Raw genomic sequence first — 15875 nt, 5'->3', positions numbered from 1 at the left:
GATTTATCAACCTTAAAATAAGAAATATAGGCTTATTAGCATTGAATTATCGAATCATAAAAATATTTCTATATTAGGTTAGTCTACACTATTTTTAATTATTAATTAGTCACTCAATGGGACTATCCAGTAAATCTTCATTAAATAAAATATTATTACTGCTATACTACTAAAGTTACTTATTTTATTTTTTAGTTTAGTGAAAATGAAATAAACCTAGTGACCTACACTGACTATTTTTTTGATGTTCAGTTTATGAATTTAAATTTTTTAGTTAAGGAGTTTATGATGGTAAGTAATAATCAGGCTCGCCGCCTGTTAGGTATGTCATTTAAATTGAGTCGTTCTAAGCGCAATATACAAGTTTCTGTGATTGCAAAAGAAAAAGCGACGACTCTGCCAAAAAATCTGGAAGATAAGCCATTTGTTGCAATGCAAAAAAATAAAGCGACAGAGAAAAAAACCTATCACTCAGTCAGCGTTTTTTATCCAGAATATATTTAACTTTTAAGTAGAATAAGACCCTCTAGTAGCTAGAGGGTTAATGGTATTCCTGAACCATACCTTTCCTATATCCAAATCCGTTTTTTTGAATTATCTGATGGTGTGTTACCACACAATCAAGTCATGATTATTTTACGATTTTTTGTGACCACCCACTAAATTTCTTAGCCTTAAAGAAAATAAAATAGTGTGGTAGTTATATTCTGTCGATAGAATCAATGAAGAGAATAATGATAAATACAATTAAAATGGATATATGTAGATGAAATTATGCCAATGGATGCTGTTTTTGTGTTTTATATTTATAAATGGTTGTTCTACGCAATTTAAAGCGGATGATGAGTCAAATAAGCTGAAATTTAGTATCCAGCATGCCAATACCATTCCAATTAAGGACTCGGTGGAAGCACTGACGGTTGCAGATATGCTACCCGGTGATATTCTTTTGTCTTCAGCAACAGGCATGAACTCATGGGGAATCCGCTTATTTAGCGTAAGTGGCGTGAGCCATGCTTCTATTTATCTGGGTTTCGGTCAGGTAGCGGAGTCGGTTGGGAGTGGCGTCAGAATAATTCCTTTGGATCAAGCTATCACTGATTCTAATAATATGGTGGTCTTGAGGCATAATTTATTAACGTCATTTCATGCAGAGAAATTGCGTGAATTCTCTGTCGCTAATGATGGCGGTAAATATAATATGAAAGGGATTGTTATGATTGCACCCTGGATGCTTACCAAACGTGTTTGTGAGCTGCCACTCATTGGGCAATCTATCCGAAGCTTTTGTCTAAAAACATTGGCGAGTGTGCAGTTAGGGGATGATATTGAACAAGCCAATGGATTCTTTTGTTCGCAGTTTGTCCTAGATGCGTACAAATATGCAGGAGTGCCTTTATTTGAAGGAAATTCATCATGGATTACGCCAGCAGATATTTTGCATATGCGTTCAGGAGATGTGCCGACCTTTATGCCGACAGAACGATTAACTTATGTTGGGCATTTAAAAAATTGGAGTTTTGGTGGTGCAATCCTCAATAAATGATAAAGCATAAAAAAAGGCCAACTCAAATGAGTTGGCCAGCTAAACTGGAAGCAATGTGAGCAATGTCGTTGTGAAAAAGTTGAGTAAAACGCTCAACTATTCACGAGGTAAAAGATAACCATTCTCATTTAAGAAATCAACCCTTTTTTTCATATCACTATTCAATCTCTTCACCTTATCGCACATGATAAAAATACATTAAAAAACAATTGATTTGGAGATTTTACCCAGTTTCGTTACTATGGTTTAATGTAATCGGAGCGAAAAAATTTTATTATTTTTTACTTTTATTCTGAGGATTCAGGTGCGGTAAAACATGTGCAAGGAAATTTTGTTGTTAATTTGTAGCCAGAGATCTCATTTATCTTTTTAGATAAGAGACATTTATGCACAGTTGATTATAATTTTATTGTTAATGTTTATTCGACAATTTATCAGGAGGGCTTATGTACAAAACGATTTTGGTCCCTATCGATCTCACTGAAGAAGAGCTGACCAGCAAAGCAGTTCGCCATGCGGTAAATTTAGCGAAACAGTCTGGTGCGAAAATTCATTTGATCCACGTTCTGCCTATCTCTTCGGCAATTATAAATGCATATGCTTTGGGCTATATGGAAATTAAAGACCGAGCAACCGTGAAAGCGGAAGAAGATATGAAAATGCTGATGGATTCGATTGATCTTCCTCATGATGATGTGAGCTACACGATTACGTTTGGCTCACCTCGTGACGAAGTGATTAATACAGCAAAAGATATCAACGCCGATATCATTGTTATTGGTTCTCGTCGCCCAAATATTACGACGCACCTGTTAGGTTCAACTGCGGCAGGAATTGTCCGCTACGCGGAAACATCTGTTCTGGTTGTTCGCTAGTTTGTTTTCTTTTAAAACCTATGCATTTTTGCATAGGTTTTTTATATTGCTGATGAGTCAATAAAACGATAGATATTACTGGTATGAGCATCGTTTCTATCAGTATGGATGTATTGGGATTTTTATGGAGAAATTCACTAAAGAATTAATAAGTGTTGAGCATTTTGTATTACGAATTCTACGCTTTTATTTTTTAGCGTTGTTGGTGTTTTTTATTGGCTTACTACCCGGAATTATTGGATTTTATTTTATCGAAGGGCATTCAATAATAGAATCCATGTTAAATGCCTTATCAATGTTGAGTGGTCAAGCACTAGAGCCAGCGCCTATCACTCAAGCAGGACGTTTCTTTATCGCTATTTACGGTTTATTTTTACAAAGTGTATTCATTATTAGTATTGGATTAATCGTCACACCATTTATTCATCGCATATTACATAAGTGGCACTTAGAAGAGGATTAAATTGAATAAAATTGTAATCAATTTACTGCGTCTATTCTCAGATTAGTAAATCAGTTCACGACATTTTTATTTAATTCAGGCTATACTTTTCTGGACAAAAATAACCATTAAACCGCTATCTCGTCTATTCAAAAAACGAATAAATTGAATGAGAGATACATCCTTGAGAGGGGCTTATATGTATAAAACTATTTTGGTTCCCGTTGATATTTCTGAAGATACATTGACTGAAAAAGCATTAAAACAGGCTATTCATTTAGCAAAAATGGATAATGCTAAAATCCATTTATTCCACTCAGTACCGGATGTTTCGAGATTCTCGATGAGTTATAGCTATCATTATGATTTGCTGTCATCATTTACTAAAAAGGCGGTAGAGCGCTCTGAAGAGCAGCTTGTTGAATTAGTTAATCGTATTGTTAAAGAGATGGATTTTCCAGCGGATCGTATCTCTTATAAAGTGGAATTCGGCTCTCCGAGAGAAAAGGTATTAGACGAAGCTGAAAAGGTACAGGCGGACCTAATTGTTGTTGGGTCTCGTAATCCGAGTATTTCGACTCATCTATTAGGCTCGAATGCTTCAGGTATTGTTTCTTATGCGAAAATATCAGTTTTAGTGGTGAGATAATTCTATTATCTGATAAAAAAGACCTGACTTGTCAGGTCTTTTTTTTAGAAAAATTTATGATTTATTCACTGTTTCTTTGGCGTGCGCAATGGCGGTTAATGCTTGGCTACATGCTTGTTCTTGAGTATCTTCAGGGTAACTAGCAAGTGTTTTTTTAGCATCTTCTAATTGAGATTTCATTAATGCGATTTGTTCACTCGCATTCGGCTCATTCTTATATTGTTCTTCCGCTTGTTGAACCAGCGCATTCATTTCTTTGAAATATTTATCACAAACTTGTCCTGCACTCGCATTTAATGCAGTCAGTGAGACAAATAGACCCAATGCAATTGGCAGAATATTTTTCATCATAATTCACTTTTAAAAATCCTATTTCGACCAGCATATCATCTCATTTTTTAAAAAGACATCAGCGAACGCTGAATATTTCAGAGAGTTTTAATTTTTATCAAATTAAATGCTGCAAATTTTGAAAGTAGGTAAATAGCATAAACTGCAAATTACAAATGAGAATCATTCTTGACTGGTTGTGTGAGTAAAGTGTACATTTCAGTACACTTTATTGATAGCACATACATAGAGAGAGGAATGATAATGAGCAATAATGTAATAATTAACACCCAAGATTGGCCTTGTTGTTCGATGAATCGATTTCCATCAACGATGGTAGAAACACAATCATGGCTATCGGAACTTGAGCAATTATTAGAGAAAAAAACATCATTTGTTTTAATTTATCCGCCGATGGAGCCTAAAGGAAAGCCGACAACTGAAGATATGGAATGTATGAAATTTATACGTCGTTGGCTGAAAGCAGAAAGGGAACTGATGGCTAAATATTGTCGAGCAATGGTGATTACGCTACAACCAGACGGTCGAGATAGAGAGGAAATGGAACGTACTGCTTCTGTGGTTTCATCATTATATGGACCCGATGTTTTTCTCGTCGACAATTCTCAAGCCGCGCAGCAACGTGCGAGTGAAATTTTAAAGGCGCACTGATCTATTGGTACTGATTCTACGCGCTGATTTTACGAATATAGCTAGCGATGATATCAACAGAAAGACCTATCTGTTGGTTAATAAACTCGTCGCTAGGCTTAAAGTTTTCAACACAGAAGGTTTTGATAAATACATCCGCTTTTAGCATTTCTAAATAACGAGATGAAATGCTTAGTAATATGGCTTGATCTACTTTTACAGTCGGAATTTGTGCAAGCTTTTCGGCAAGGCGCTGATAGCTTTGTACGGGACCTTGTTCGAAAAAAAGTTGGCTAATATCAGGGAAGCGGTTGTATTCTCCCAGTATTAGGCGGTATAGCCCGATAGATTGAGGTTTAATCACATTGACTAAAAAACGCGAACCATAAAATGATAATACGGATTCAATATTGTCTAAAGGTGGCTCTTTATGGTCTGGTTCAGTAAATATATCGTCGATCATATGCGCAACAACTGCCGCAAATAAGCCTTCTTTATCTCCAAAATTTTTATATAGCGTTGAACGAGAGCCTCCCGCTCGCTCGATGATCATATCTAATGTGGTGCCTTCAAAACCATATTGTAGAAAAATATCCGCCGCTGCTGTAATAAGTGCTTGATGACGACGCTGTCCTTTCGGGGTTTTGGCCGAGCGAGTTTGGTTCATGAAATCAATTTCCTAACAAAATGGCGGCATTGGACTAAATTATCTGAAAGAGGTCATAATTCAGTTTGTTATTTTCCTCTATGATGTATATGAATATTATCATGTTTAAATCAATATCTGAATTTTTGTCAAATCCTTGGGGGAGAGAATGAAGGGTTGCATGGTTGATGAAAAGGCGCAGGGAGAGGAACGCATCCTTGATGGGCAGCGGGAAATTACAAAGCTGTGTATTGAATGAGGTTTGTTGCTATTGCAACATGGCGCGGAAAGTATGCTGGTGGAACAGCTGACAACTCGTCTGGGGATTGCCTTGGGGGCAACTCAGGTGGACAGTGCGATTTCATCTAACTCGATAGTATTAACAACAATTATTGATGGGCGTTGCCTAACCTCGACTCGGCGAATTATTGACCGTGGCATTAACATGCATGTTGTGACGGAAGTTCAGCATGCGGTGATCCTTGTTGAACATCACTTGCTTGACTGCAAACAGCTGCAAAAGAAATTAGCGGGAATCAAACCATTACGCTATCCCCGTTGGTTAATGGTGGTGATGGTTGCGCTTTCTTGTGCGTGTTTTAGTTCTCTTAATGGCGGTGGTTGGGAAAGTGCAGTAATCACGTTTATGGCAAGTGGTTGCGCGATGTATATCCGGCAAATATTGACTTCTCATCAGATTAACCCATTGATTAATTTCTGTATTACAGCTTTTGTTGCCACATCGGTTTCTGGCTTATTACTCAAAGTACCGTATTTGAATGTCACTGAAACAATCGCGATGGCGGCAAGTGTTCTGTTATTAGTCCCCGGATTTCCATTGATTAATGCGGTCGCAGACATGTTTAAAGGACATGTTAATACCGGTATTGCCCGTTGGATGATGGCAAGCTTGCTCACTTTGGCTACTTGCATTGGCGTCGTGCTGGCAATGATTATCTGGAATTTGAGGGAGTGGGCATAATGTTTATTGTCGAGCTGATTGAAAAAATGGTCTTAGCGGCGATCCCAGCCGTTGGTTTTGCCATGGTGTTTAATGTTCCTGCAAGAGCATTGAAATTCTGTGGATTATTAGGCGCGATTGGCTATGGCTCACGTATGATTCTGATGTCTTTTGGCTTACAAATTGAGTGGGCGAGTTTTCTTGCCGCGATTCTTATTGGCATGATTGGGATCCAATGGTCGCGTTGGTGGCTTGCTCATCCCAAAGTCTTTACTGTGGCGGCCGTTATTCCTATGTTTCCGGGGATCAGTGCCTATATTGCGATGATTTCAGTGGTAAAAATTTCTCAGTATGGTTATACACCTGAATTAATGGAAACCCTCGTGACTTACTTTTTAAGAGCATCCTTTATTGTGGGAGCGCTCTCCATAGGGATTTCATTACCTGGATTATGGTTGTACCGTAAAAAGCCAAGTGTTTGATACTCAATGATGTTTTATTGCTAGACCACATTGAGTAATAAACCACGCAATAGCAAAAGCGTTAATTGATAGTGATTAACGCTTTTTGTTAATAAAGTTTGTTATCTATTCTTTGTATATTATTGCGCAAATTCCGATATTGTTTTTGATGTAATAAAATTGAGTACCAATTGATATCAAAAAGACTTATATTTCATTCAACTAGCGAGTATACATAGTGTATTCAGCAATTTTTGCATGAATAACTTGCGTGTTGTATTTAATAAATTGCTTTTTTTCCTATCAATGGTGTTATTTTGAAACAGATTTTTTATTTTTCGCGCATGATTATTGCGTTAGTGTGTTTTTCCTCGTTATTTATCTCTTCCGTTTATGCTGCACCGAGCAATTTCACTGAAGCGAAAACATCCAGTAAAAGCCTCGTTTATGGTGATCAAAATCATCAAGGACAAGGAACGCTATATTGTGGTTGTGAGTGGGAGTGGACAGGTAAAAGTGGTGGGCAAGTTGATTTATCCTCCTGCGGTTACCAAGTGCGCAAACAACAGAGTCGTGCGGAGCGTATTGAATGGGAACATATCGTTCCTGCTTGGGTGTTTGGTCATCAAAGACAGTGCTGGCAGAATGGCGGTCGTAAAAATTGCGTCTCAACTGACCCTGTGTTTTCTCGAATGGAAGCAGATATGCATAACCTTGCGCCTTCAATTGGGGAAGTGAACGGTGACCGCAGTAATTGGAGCTATGGTCAATTACCTGCTAATGCGCCTTATTCTTACGGTGCATGTCGTAGTCGTATTGATTTTAAACAGAAAATATTTGAGCCGCGCGACGAGGTGAAAGGACAGGTTGCTCGGGTCTACTTCTATATGCATGACCGCTATAATTTATCCATGTCACGCCAACAGCAGCAGTTATTTATGGCGTGGGATAAACAGTACCCAGTGGATGAGTGGGAACAAAAACGTGACCAGCGCATTGCTAAGTCGATGGGGCACCATAACCCATTTGTGACGGGCGCAAGAACATGGAGTTTAGGGCATAAAAATAGCGGCGATGGCTTAAAAATGAGTGATAAGCCCAGTGAAATAGTCCCTCAGCCAGTACCTCAGTCTATCCCAAACCAGGAAGGTGAGACACAGGTAAAAGGTAATCGTAATTCAAAAAAATACCATTTATCGCACTGTTCTGGATTTAAAACCTTATCAGATAAAAATGCTGAGTTGTTTATAAGTGAAGCCGACGCTCAAGCAAAAGGTTATCAATTAGCCGGTAATTGCAAACCGCGTTAATCAAAATCTGGCTGTAATAATGCAATATATGGCGTGGTGTTATTACAGCTTTTATATGATATTTCTCACATTTTATCTTATGGATAGGTGAATTTACATATTTTCTGTTAACTTAATGTTGCAAATTTAAAAAAACTCGCGCTATATTTAATGTAAGGAAACTGTGTAGGTTGATGATATTCAGGTCAATATAATATTTGCTCTCCCGTTCGAATTATTTTTTATATTGTCATAATATTGTCATACAGATTATTTAGTTTACGAGTATCGCCTGTATAGGAGAGACTAATGAGAACTAGGTGTTTGTTAATGAGTACGCGGAACCGGTTACCACTCCATCATGAAACTGACATGATGAGATTGCTAACCGGTTTTTTTATATCTGAATTATCAACCTATGTGACACAAGAGCTTGAAGGGAGCTCCTCTCTGTTTTGAATAGTTCGTCATCTGAAATTGACATCATCGATACCTGGAAGGGTTAATACTATGAGTAGACAGAAAGCTGCAACAAAAGCACGTCGTGAAATGAAACGTACATCACGCAAAGACCGTTCAGGGAGGTATGATATGAATAACGTCACCTCCTTTGCCGAATTTACAGGCATTGAGCCGATAGGTATGGCGAAAGAACGCCGCGATGAAACTCCGATAACACCACGTAATGAAGCCCAGAAGCTCTATATTAGTTCGATCAGACATAAACAGTTAATTTTCGCTAACGGTGAGGCGGGATGTGGTAAAACTTACATCAGTACGGCGTTAGCAGCGGATGCCTTGATTAATAAGGAAATCAGTAAAATTATTGTGACTAGACCTGTGCTACAAGCGGAGGAAGATCTTGGTTTCTTACCGGGGGATATGTCTGAAAAATTTGCGCCATATTTCCGACCTGTTTATGACGTTCTCATGAAGCGATTAGGCGCTTCGTTCTTACAGTATTGTTTACGACCTGAAATTGCGAAAGTTGAAATTGCACCATTCGCTTACATGCGAGGTCGCACATTTGAAAATGCCATTGTCATCCTCGATGAAGCACAAAACGTCACTGTCACTCAAATGAAGATGTTTTTAACACGTTTGGGTGAAAATGTGACGGTCATTGTTAATGGTGACGTTACTCAGTGCGACTTACCAAGTGGGGTACAGTCGGGGTTAGGTGATGCATTGCAGCGTTTTAGTAGTGATGAAATGGTGTCAATGGTGAACTTTACGATTGATGATTGCGTGAGATCGCAACTGTGTCACAAAGCTTTGCTAGCTTATAATGATTAACTAAAAATATTTATGTGTGGAACTGCCCCGTTTTTCGGGGCAGTTTTATGTTTAATCGTCAGGATTATCCATAACTGCATGGCGTTCATGATGATAACCTTCTTCATCATAGCCATATCGCCAGTAAGGGATTGCGTAGATATCATCGCGATTAACCCCTTTTTCACGGCGAACAAAACGGCGTAATTCACGAATAATTTGGTCTTAGCCTGCAATCCAGAACCCTGTATTCTCTGTTGGAATATCCCACGACTTAAATGTATTAATCAGGTCAGTGGTTTGACTGACATCGCCACAAATCCAATCAATCTCTATGCCAGCCGGCTTGGTTAACTTTCGAATATCGTCTTGGTGGTCGAGACGTAAAACGACGCGACCTGTTGCTGTTGCAGGCATTTTTTCCAGTAATGCAGTAATTGCAGGTAAAGAACTTGAATCCCCAGCCATAAAGTAGTGAGCACGGATAGGTAAAAGTGGATCTGGACCACCAGGGTTGGTGATCCCCAACCAATAACCCGGTTTTGCATCACGGGCGAACAGATACGCAGGTCCTGTTACGCCTTCATGCATAGCGAATTCAATGTCAATTTCGTTGAGTTCGGGACGGATCGCGCGAACGGTATAAGTCCGTACAAAAGGGCGCGGCTTATCTTCGGGCCAACTGCGTCCTTTTTCGGTTAAAACGGGAAGCGCAGGTTGGCTTTGGTGGTCAGGGGCAATAAAGATCTTGATATGACCACCTTCACACTTTGTCGGGTAATTTGCTAGCTTTTCACCCGTAAACGTAATGCTACGAATAGACGGGCTAATATCGACGATAGATTTTACTTGAATGAGCTGTGGGGGGGCAGGACGGTAGATATTTTTTTCAACAGTTTGTTCACTAGCCACGAACCGTCTCCTTTCTTAATGATAATATTATTATATGTTAATTATTATCATTATCATATCATGAATGTTTATTAGAAAACTAATCAAAGATACAGAATTCTTGAATGTAAAAATGAATATGCCGCAGCATTGAATACTGCGGCATCGGTGTTTATTTCACTTTCATTCCCGCGGCGGTCATTAACAATCTAAATAAGGATGAAAATGCAAAGAGCGCCAATACACTTCCTAACCAAATTGCTGCCATCCAACCGAGCTTTTTCCACCAAGGAGAATTAACTGAAGTATCAGTGATAGCCTTGATCTGGGGTAATTTTTCCTCTGAAGACATAGTAACTCCAATAGGTGTAAACCAAAATGACAGGGATGATGAATAGGGCACCAACCAGCATAAAGCCGAGGCTTTCTGATGGACCTGCTGCATCACGGAATGTAATTGCTGGTGGGATCAGGCTTGGCCAAATACTGATGCCTAAACCCGTAAACCCTAAGAAAATCAGCATTAATGCGGCTAAAAAAGGCACACTATCATAGCGTTGGCGCTTGGCGCTTTTTAAAATTAGCCACACACAGCCGAGCACTAATAATGGAACGGGTAAAAAGAAAAACAGGTTAGGTAAGCTAAACCAGCGTTCATAGATAGCGTCATTTAACATCGGTGTCCATACACTGAGCACCCCTACAACCGTTAACATGGCGAGTGTTAATACGGGTAGCACGCGGTACATAGTTTTGCGCAGGTGTCCTTCAGTTTTCATGATTAACCAGCCGCATGCCAGTAGGGCGTAGGCAATCACTAAACCGAAGCCGCAGAACAGTGGGAATGGTGCGAACCAATCAAAATATCCTCCCATATAGACGCGATTTTCAACATGGAAACCTTGAATGAAAGCACCAATGACAACCCCTTGTGAGAATGTGGTGAGAATTGAGCCCCAAATAAAGGCATGATCCCAACGCCGACGATGGGATTCATCTGCACGAAAGCGAAACTCAAAGGCGACGCCACGGAAAATCAACGCAAATAACATAAAGGTCAGTGGAATAGACAAGGCGTCTAAAACAATGGCATAAGCGAGAGGAAATGCACCAAATAACGCTGCACCACCGAGGACTAACCATGTTTCATTACCATCCCAAACTGGGGCAACACTGTTCATCATTAAATCGCGGTCTTGGCTCTCTTTCAGAGCGGGGTACAGAATTCCAATTCCTAAATCAAAGCCATCCATCACGATATACATCAACATGCTAAAGACAATGATGACAAACCAAATCAGTGGTAAATCAATGCCCATGAGTTGCCTCCTCGGAAATACCTTTACGAATTAATTTCATCATGTACATGTAGCCAATGCCAAATACGCTGCCATACACCACAAAGAAGGCGAGCAAGCTAATACTCATGTGCATTTCTCCATGAGCACTCACGGCATCCGCTGTGCGTTGTAAACCGTAAACGACCCAAGGTTGACGCCCGATTTCAGTGGTAAACCAACCCGCTAAAATAGCGATTAAACCAGATGGCGCCATGACAAACATAAAACGTAGAAACATTTTGGATTCATACAGTTTTTTACGTGAACGTAGCCATAATCCCCAAACACCGGCAGCAATCATCAATAGACCGAGTCCCACCATCACTCGGAATGACCAGAACACCATAAACACATTCGGGCGATCTTCCGGTGGAAATTCTTTTAGCGCAGGAACTTGTTTGGTCGTACTGTGCGTTAAAATAAGACTCGCCATATACGGAATTTCAATGGCATATTCGGTTTTTTCTTTTTCCATATTAGGAATACCAAATAAGATGAGCGGTGTTGCCTCACCCGGTTTGTTTTCCCAGTGACCTTCCATTGCTGCAACTTTCACTGGCTGATATTTTAAGGTATTCAATCCATGAGCATCCCCAATCAAGGCTTGGATCGGTGCTAAAATCAGAATCAACCACAAGGACATGGAGAACATTTTCTTCATCGCGGAGGAGTTATTGCCCTTGAGTAAATGCCATGCGCCGGATGCGCCAATGAAAAATGCTGCCGCTAAGAATGCAGCGGTGGTCATATGCAGTAATCGATAGGGGAATGAAGGGTTGAATATTACCGCCAGCCAATCGACAGGAACAATCCGCCCATCGATAATTTCAAATCCCTGTGGTGTTTGCATAAAGCTATTGGAGGCGAGGATCCAGAAGGTCGAAATGATGGTGCCCAGTGCAACCATACAAGTTGCAAAATAGTGCAGCTTTTCACCAACACGGTTCATACCAAACAACATTACACCCAGGAATCCCGCTTCTAAAAAGAAGGCAGTCAGAACTTCATAGGTTAATAGGGGACCCGTGATCCCACCTGCAAAGTCTGAAAAAAAGCTCCAGTTAGTCCCAAATTGGTATGCCATCACCAATCCAGAAACAACGCCCATACCGAAATTGACCGCAAAAACCTTCGACCAAAAATGAAACAGTTTTATATAGTCAGTATCGCGGGTTTTTAGCCATAAACCCTCGAGTACAGCCAAAAAACTGGCAAGCCCGATGGTGATGGCGGGAAAGATAATATGGAACGACACCGTAAACGCGAATTGTATACGGGCAAGTTCCAGCGCAGTTAGTCCAAACATATTGACCCCTGAATGGAATTGATTACGACACGCCACATTTTCAGCCATTGCGAAGTAATTTTTGGCGGTTCCTTAGCAATAAATAATTGATTTCGCTGGATTGTTAACACTCATAAATCCAACTAAAAATGTTTTGTGGTTATAGTTAAAAAAAGTCAGGTGAATGTGTGGATAAGTAGAACATGAGACGATAAACTATAATAGTAACAATTTTTGGTAAATCACCTATAACAGTGAGGCGGTAATGACGAGATATGAACAGCTAGCAGCACAAATTCGTCAACAGATTGAAGATCATATTTGGCAGGTTGGAGACAGGTTGCCTTCACTTAGGGAAAGCGTTAAGCAGTCAGGTCTAAGCTTAATGACGGTAGTTCAAGCCTATCAGTTACTTGAGAGTCAGGGGTGGGTCTCAGCGCGCCCGCAGTCAGGTTATTATGTGGCAAATCGTAATAATGCCTTTGCGGCTGCAAAAGGGGGAAAAGGACTCCATTTAAACGAAAATGTGGAGATAAACGCATCGATTTTTGGTGTTTTACAAGCTTGCAAAGACCCCGATATTATCCCTTTTGGTTCCGCTTTCCCTGAGCCCGCCTTACTGGATGACCCCAAATTAGCCAAATCTCTCGCGTCAGTGGCGCGACGTTTATCGAAAACGAATACGACGACGAACTTACCGCCGGGTAACGAACAGTTACGTCGAAATATTGCCCAGCGTTACGCAACTCAAGGGATCCACGTGGCTCCCGATGAAATTGTGATCACCGCAGGAGCGATGGAATCCTTGGTGCTTAGTTTACAAGCAGTCACCCAACCGGGTGATTGGGTGGTCATTGAGTCACCTGCATTTTATGGCTCATTGCAGGCTATTGAGCGTTTAAAGCTCAAAGCGATTGCGATAAAAACGGATCCGTTATTTGGAATCGATCTCGATGCCTTGGAAAATATCGCCGATAAGTATCCGATCAAAGCTTGTTGGTTAATGACCCACTACCAAAATCCGTTAGGGGGAACGATGCCTCCCGCCAATAAAAAACGGCTGGTCGATATTTTGAATAACCACAAAATTGTGTTGATCGAAGATGATGTCTATGGCGAGCTTTATTTTGGCAATCAGCAGCCTATTCCCGCTAAGTCATTAGATTCACAGGGTAACTTTTTTCACTGTTCATCATTTTCGAAATGTTTAGCGCCGGGATACCGTGTAGGCTGGGTAGCTGCGGGTCATCATGCGACCAAAATTCAGCATCTACAAATGATGAGTACAGTCTCTGCGAGTGTGCCAACACAGCTAGCGATAGCCGAATATTTATCCCAAGGGGGATATGATAGCCACTTGCGAAAATTACGCCAAACAATGGAGCAGCGCCAACATTTGATGTTGAGCGCAATTGCCAAATACATGCCACCGACAGTGAAGGTGAATACACCAAAGGGCGGGTATTTCCTGTGGCTTGAGTTTGAGCCACCATTTAATGCTCTACAGCTCTATCAGTTAGCACTGAAAGAAGGAATCAGTATTGCGCCGGGGAGTATGTTTTCAACCAGCGATCAGTTTAACCATGCTTTTCGATTAAATGCATCATTTACATGGAATGACCGATTAGAGCAGGCGATGAAGGTTCTTGGGCGTTTGTGTTATCGATTAACGGGGCATAAATAACCCGCGATGCAGATGGGGGACGGAAGGGAACCCGCCCCTAAATGTGACATAGTTAACTGTTGGCAAGTCCGATGGCGGCGAATGTGAGCATGCCACCTGACACACCTTCTGTAATCCGGCGCTTTTTGTCATTGTATTGGTGCTTGCTATGCATGGAGGCGAATACCATACCAATTGTACCGTAGATAATGATGCACGATGTGATAAAAGTCGCTGATAAGATTAAAGATTGTATTGCAACGCTTTCAGAAACATGGATAAAATTAGGTAAAATCGCGAAGTACACCAGTAACCCTTTAGGGTTAAGAAAACTTGTAAGAAAGGCTTTGCCAATCACTGCTTTTGTGGAAACTGTGTTAAGCTGGAGCGCTTTTGATTTTAGGGCGGATAGCAGCATACGGACGGCCAAATAAGCAACATACGCAACGCCCACCCATTTGATTGTGTGGAAAATGAACGGGGATGCGGCAACAATAGCGGCGAGCCCAAGTGCCGCTAAAATAGCGTGAGCAACATAACCTAGGATAATGCCCAAATTGGCTTTCCACGCAGCAGAAATGCCGCCAGATAATCCTTGTGATGAGATAAATAAAATATCGGGTCCCGGTGTGCAAACCAGAGGGATTACGGTTGCACTAAACAGCAATAACGTTTGTAGCTCCATCCAAACACCTCTATTTATTATTGTTTTCTTATGAAGAGAAAAATGTTTGGTTATTATAGCTATTTTCCTTTGAAATTTGGTTGTTTTGTTGCTTGTCATGGATGTTTATTTGACATTTAATATCAAAAAATAAAAACAAAAGAGGTTCGCATGCCAAAGAGTACAGGCGCACATCAATCTGAAAAGCATGAGCTGGAACACAGCAGTTCATCGCCTATCAAGTTAGATGCAATTGATAAGCATATTTTGCAGGTACTTCAACGTGATGGAAAAATCCAAAATGTTGAATTAGCGAAAGAAGTTGGGTTATCCCCATCCCCGTGCTTAAGGCGCGTTAAATTGCTTGAAGACGCAGGCGTGATTAAGCACTATGTTGCGGTGTTGGATGGCACAAAAATTGGTGCGGGATTATCACTGTTCGCGAGGATTTGGTTCAAAACGCAAGATGCACAAACAATCAATCAATTTGTTGAGGATATTCAGGGGATGCCTGAGGTGGTGGAGTGCCATCTCATGGCGGGTGAATGTGATGCGTTAATCCGTATTGTGACGGAGGATATGGCATCTTATCGTCGTTTCCATGCTGATTATCTGACACAAATTCGCAGTGTACAGAGTATAAAAACCGAAGTACCAATGGAAACGGTCAAAGTGACCTATGCATTGCCATTATAGACTGAACAGTTTAACGTATTTGTCTTCTTACACTGCTCAATAATATCGATAAATATTACTGAGCAGTTTGCTGATCAGTGCTGAATGCCCTTAACGGAATCATTATCTTGCAAAAAGATTATTCAGGACGTTCAGGGATCTCTGAAAGGTGCTCATAAATATTATCAACAACAGTATTTGGCACACAAACAACCTTTGTCAGTCTTTTATC

Annotated in this window: 18 protein-coding genes and 1 pseudogene; 12 read left to right on the top strand and 7 right to left on the bottom strand. The window is 40.5% G+C overall.

Annotation, left to right across the window (positions count from 1 at the left end; translation table 11 throughout):
* Positions 1-285 precede the first annotated feature (285 nt).
* The 5 genes from sra (at position 286) to PSF16_RS13625 (ending at position 3512) form a co-directional block, all read left to right on the top strand.
* Positions 286-504 carry a stationary-phase-induced ribosome-associated protein gene (gene sra, locus PSF16_RS13645; protein ID WP_224050982.1) on the top strand — a complete coding sequence of 73 codons (219 nt, stop codon included), beginning with the start codon at positions 286-288 and terminating at the stop codon, positions 502-504.
* A 262-nt stretch (positions 505-766) separates the two neighbouring features.
* On the top strand, positions 767-1546 hold the full coding sequence (locus PSF16_RS13640; RefSeq protein WP_006660029.1) for a YaeF family permuted papain-like enzyme: 780 nt from the start codon (positions 767-769) through the stop codon (positions 1544-1546).
* A 446-nt stretch (positions 1547-1992) separates the two neighbouring features.
* Complete coding sequence (locus PSF16_RS13635) at positions 1993-2421, top strand: universal stress protein (protein ID WP_006660028.1); 429 nt, start codon at positions 1993-1995, stop codon at positions 2419-2421.
* Between the two features lie 124 nt (positions 2422-2545).
* Positions 2546-2884 (top strand): hypothetical protein, encoded by a 339-nt coding sequence (locus PSF16_RS13630; protein WP_006660027.1) that lies wholly within the window; start codon positions 2546-2548, stop codon positions 2882-2884.
* A 178-nt stretch (positions 2885-3062) separates the two neighbouring features.
* Complete coding sequence (locus PSF16_RS13625) at positions 3063-3512, top strand: universal stress protein (RefSeq protein ID WP_006661909.1); 450 nt, start codon at positions 3063-3065, stop codon at positions 3510-3512.
* Between the two features lie 54 nt (positions 3513-3566).
* Here the strand turns inward: PSF16_RS13625 and PSF16_RS13620 are convergent, their stop codons facing one another.
* The gene (locus tag PSF16_RS13620; RefSeq protein ID WP_006661908.1) at positions 3567-3860 is read right to left on the bottom strand and encodes a DUF5339 domain-containing protein; all 294 of its coding nucleotides are present in this window, start codon (positions 3858-3860) and stop codon (positions 3567-3569) included.
* A 246-nt stretch (positions 3861-4106) separates the two neighbouring features.
* Here PSF16_RS13620 and PSF16_RS13615 point away from each other — a divergent pair, with 246 nt between their 5' ends.
* Positions 4107-4514 carry a hypothetical protein gene (locus tag PSF16_RS13615; protein WP_272689423.1) on the top strand — a complete coding sequence of 136 codons (408 nt, stop codon included), beginning with the start codon at positions 4107-4109 and terminating at the stop codon, positions 4512-4514.
* Positions 4515-4530: 16 nt separating this feature from the next.
* Here PSF16_RS13615 and PSF16_RS13610 read toward each other — a convergent pair whose 3' ends face one another.
* Complete coding sequence (locus tag PSF16_RS13610) at positions 4531-5160, bottom strand: TetR/AcrR family transcriptional regulator (protein WP_112860202.1); 630 nt, start codon at positions 5158-5160, stop codon at positions 4531-4533.
* A 241-nt stretch (positions 5161-5401) separates the two neighbouring features.
* Here PSF16_RS13610 and PSF16_RS13605 point away from each other — a divergent pair, with 241 nt between their 5' ends.
* From PSF16_RS13605 to phoH, 4 genes are all read left to right on the top strand, one after another.
* Positions 5402-6121 (top strand): threonine/serine exporter family protein, encoded by a 720-nt coding sequence (locus PSF16_RS13605; RefSeq protein WP_272689422.1) that lies wholly within the window; start codon positions 5402-5404, stop codon positions 6119-6121.
* On the top strand, positions 6121-6582 hold the full coding sequence (locus tag PSF16_RS13600; protein ID WP_006660021.1) for a threonine/serine exporter: 462 nt from the start codon (positions 6121-6123) through the stop codon (positions 6580-6582). The genes PSF16_RS13605 and PSF16_RS13600 overlap by 1 nt, the downstream gene beginning before the upstream one ends.
* A gap of 323 nt (positions 6583-6905) precedes the next feature.
* Positions 6906-7871, top strand: coding sequence for an endonuclease (locus tag PSF16_RS13595; protein ID WP_432652906.1), 966 nt, complete (start codon positions 6906-6908; stop codon positions 7869-7871).
* Positions 7872-8360: 489 nt separating this feature from the next.
* Positions 8361-9146, top strand: coding sequence for a phosphate starvation-inducible protein PhoH (gene phoH / locus PSF16_RS13590; RefSeq protein WP_006660018.1), 786 nt, complete (start codon positions 8361-8363; stop codon positions 9144-9146).
* Between the two features lie 51 nt (positions 9147-9197).
* Here phoH and PSF16_RS13585 read toward each other — a convergent pair.
* The 4 genes and pseudogenes from PSF16_RS13585 to PSF16_RS13570 all read right to left on the bottom strand — a co-directional run bounded on the left by PSF16_RS13585 (position 9198) and on the right by PSF16_RS13570 (position 12662).
* Positions 9198-10037, bottom strand: a pseudogene (locus PSF16_RS13585) (siderophore-interacting protein).
* A gap of 151 nt (positions 10038-10188) precedes the next feature.
* Positions 10189-10368 carry a DUF2474 domain-containing protein gene (locus tag PSF16_RS13580; protein WP_036975873.1) on the bottom strand — a complete coding sequence of 60 codons (180 nt, stop codon included), beginning with the start codon at positions 10366-10368 and terminating at the stop codon, positions 10189-10191.
* The gene (gene cydB / locus PSF16_RS13575; RefSeq protein ID WP_006660016.1) at positions 10325-11335 is read right to left on the bottom strand and encodes a cytochrome d ubiquinol oxidase subunit II; all 1011 of its coding nucleotides are present in this window, start codon (positions 11333-11335) and stop codon (positions 10325-10327) included. The genes PSF16_RS13580 and cydB overlap by 44 nt, the downstream gene beginning before the upstream one ends.
* A complete protein-coding gene (locus tag PSF16_RS13570; RefSeq protein WP_036962294.1) occupies positions 11325-12662 on the bottom strand; it encodes a cytochrome ubiquinol oxidase subunit I in 1338 nt (445 codons plus the stop codon). The genes cydB and PSF16_RS13570 overlap by 11 nt, the downstream gene beginning before the upstream one ends.
* 244 nt (positions 12663-12906) lie before the next feature.
* On the opposite strand from PSF16_RS13570, the gene PSF16_RS13565 reads away from it, so the two are divergent.
* A complete protein-coding gene (locus PSF16_RS13565; protein ID WP_036979333.1) occupies positions 12907-14325 on the top strand; it encodes an aminotransferase-like domain-containing protein in 1419 nt (472 codons plus the stop codon).
* A gap of 52 nt (positions 14326-14377) precedes the next feature.
* Here PSF16_RS13565 and PSF16_RS13560 read toward each other — a convergent pair whose 3' ends face one another.
* The gene (locus tag PSF16_RS13560) at positions 14378-14989 is read right to left on the bottom strand and encodes a LysE family translocator (protein WP_006661902.1); all 612 of its coding nucleotides are present in this window, start codon (positions 14987-14989) and stop codon (positions 14378-14380) included.
* Between the two features lie 150 nt (positions 14990-15139).
* On the opposite strand from PSF16_RS13560, the gene PSF16_RS13555 reads away from it, so the two are divergent.
* Positions 15140-15664: an Lrp/AsnC family transcriptional regulator gene (locus PSF16_RS13555; RefSeq protein ID WP_006661901.1), complete on the top strand. Its 525-nt coding sequence runs from the start codon at positions 15140-15142 to the stop codon at positions 15662-15664.
* Positions 15665-15875 lie beyond the last annotated feature (211 nt).

This window comes from Providencia sp. PROV033 (assembly GCF_028484855.1).
Taxonomy (GTDB): Bacteria; Pseudomonadota; Gammaproteobacteria; order Enterobacterales; family Enterobacteriaceae; genus Providencia; species Providencia alcalifaciens.
This window is presented reverse-complemented; position numbering and strand designations above follow the sequence as displayed.

Coding starts and splice junctions, on each gene's coding strand:
- sra (WP_224050982.1), top strand. CDS start 286: ATGATGGTAAGTAATAATCAGGCTCGCCGCCTGTTAGGTATGTCATTT.
- PSF16_RS13640 (WP_006660029.1), top strand. CDS start 767: ATGAAATTATGCCAATGGATGCTGTTTTTGTGTTTTATATTTATAAAT.
- PSF16_RS13635 (WP_006660028.1), top strand. CDS start 1,993: ATGTACAAAACGATTTTGGTCCCTATCGATCTCACTGAAGAAGAGCTG.
- PSF16_RS13630 (WP_006660027.1), top strand. CDS start 2,546: ATGGAGAAATTCACTAAAGAATTAATAAGTGTTGAGCATTTTGTATTA.
- PSF16_RS13625 (WP_006661909.1), top strand. CDS start 3,063: ATGTATAAAACTATTTTGGTTCCCGTTGATATTTCTGAAGATACATTG.
- PSF16_RS13620 (WP_006661908.1), bottom strand. CDS start 3,860: ATGAAAAATATTCTGCCAATTGCATTGGGTCTATTTGTCTCACTGACT.
- PSF16_RS13615 (WP_272689423.1), top strand. CDS start 4,107: ATGAGCAATAATGTAATAATTAACACCCAAGATTGGCCTTGTTGTTCG.
- PSF16_RS13610 (WP_112860202.1), bottom strand. CDS start 5,160: ATGAACCAAACTCGCTCGGCCAAAACCCCGAAAGGACAGCGTCGTCAT.
- PSF16_RS13600 (WP_006660021.1), top strand. CDS start 6,121: ATGTTTATTGTCGAGCTGATTGAAAAAATGGTCTTAGCGGCGATCCCA.
- PSF16_RS13595 (WP_432652906.1), top strand. CDS start 6,906: ATGATTATTGCGTTAGTGTGTTTTTCCTCGTTATTTATCTCTTCCGTT.
- phoH (WP_006660018.1), top strand. CDS start 8,361: ATGAGTAGACAGAAAGCTGCAACAAAAGCACGTCGTGAAATGAAACGT.
- PSF16_RS13580 (WP_036975873.1), bottom strand. CDS start 10,368: ATGTCTTCAGAGGAAAAATTACCCCAGATCAAGGCTATCACTGATACT.
- cydB (WP_006660016.1), bottom strand. CDS start 11,335: ATGGGCATTGATTTACCACTGATTTGGTTTGTCATCATTGTCTTTAGC.
- PSF16_RS13570 (WP_036962294.1), bottom strand. CDS start 12,662: ATGTTTGGACTAACTGCGCTGGAACTTGCCCGTATACAATTCGCGTTT.
- PSF16_RS13565 (WP_036979333.1), top strand. CDS start 12,907: ATGACGAGATATGAACAGCTAGCAGCACAAATTCGTCAACAGATTGAA.
- PSF16_RS13560 (WP_006661902.1), bottom strand. CDS start 14,989: ATGGAGCTACAAACGTTATTGCTGTTTAGTGCAACCGTAATCCCTCTG.
- PSF16_RS13555 (WP_006661901.1), top strand. CDS start 15,140: ATGCCAAAGAGTACAGGCGCACATCAATCTGAAAAGCATGAGCTGGAA.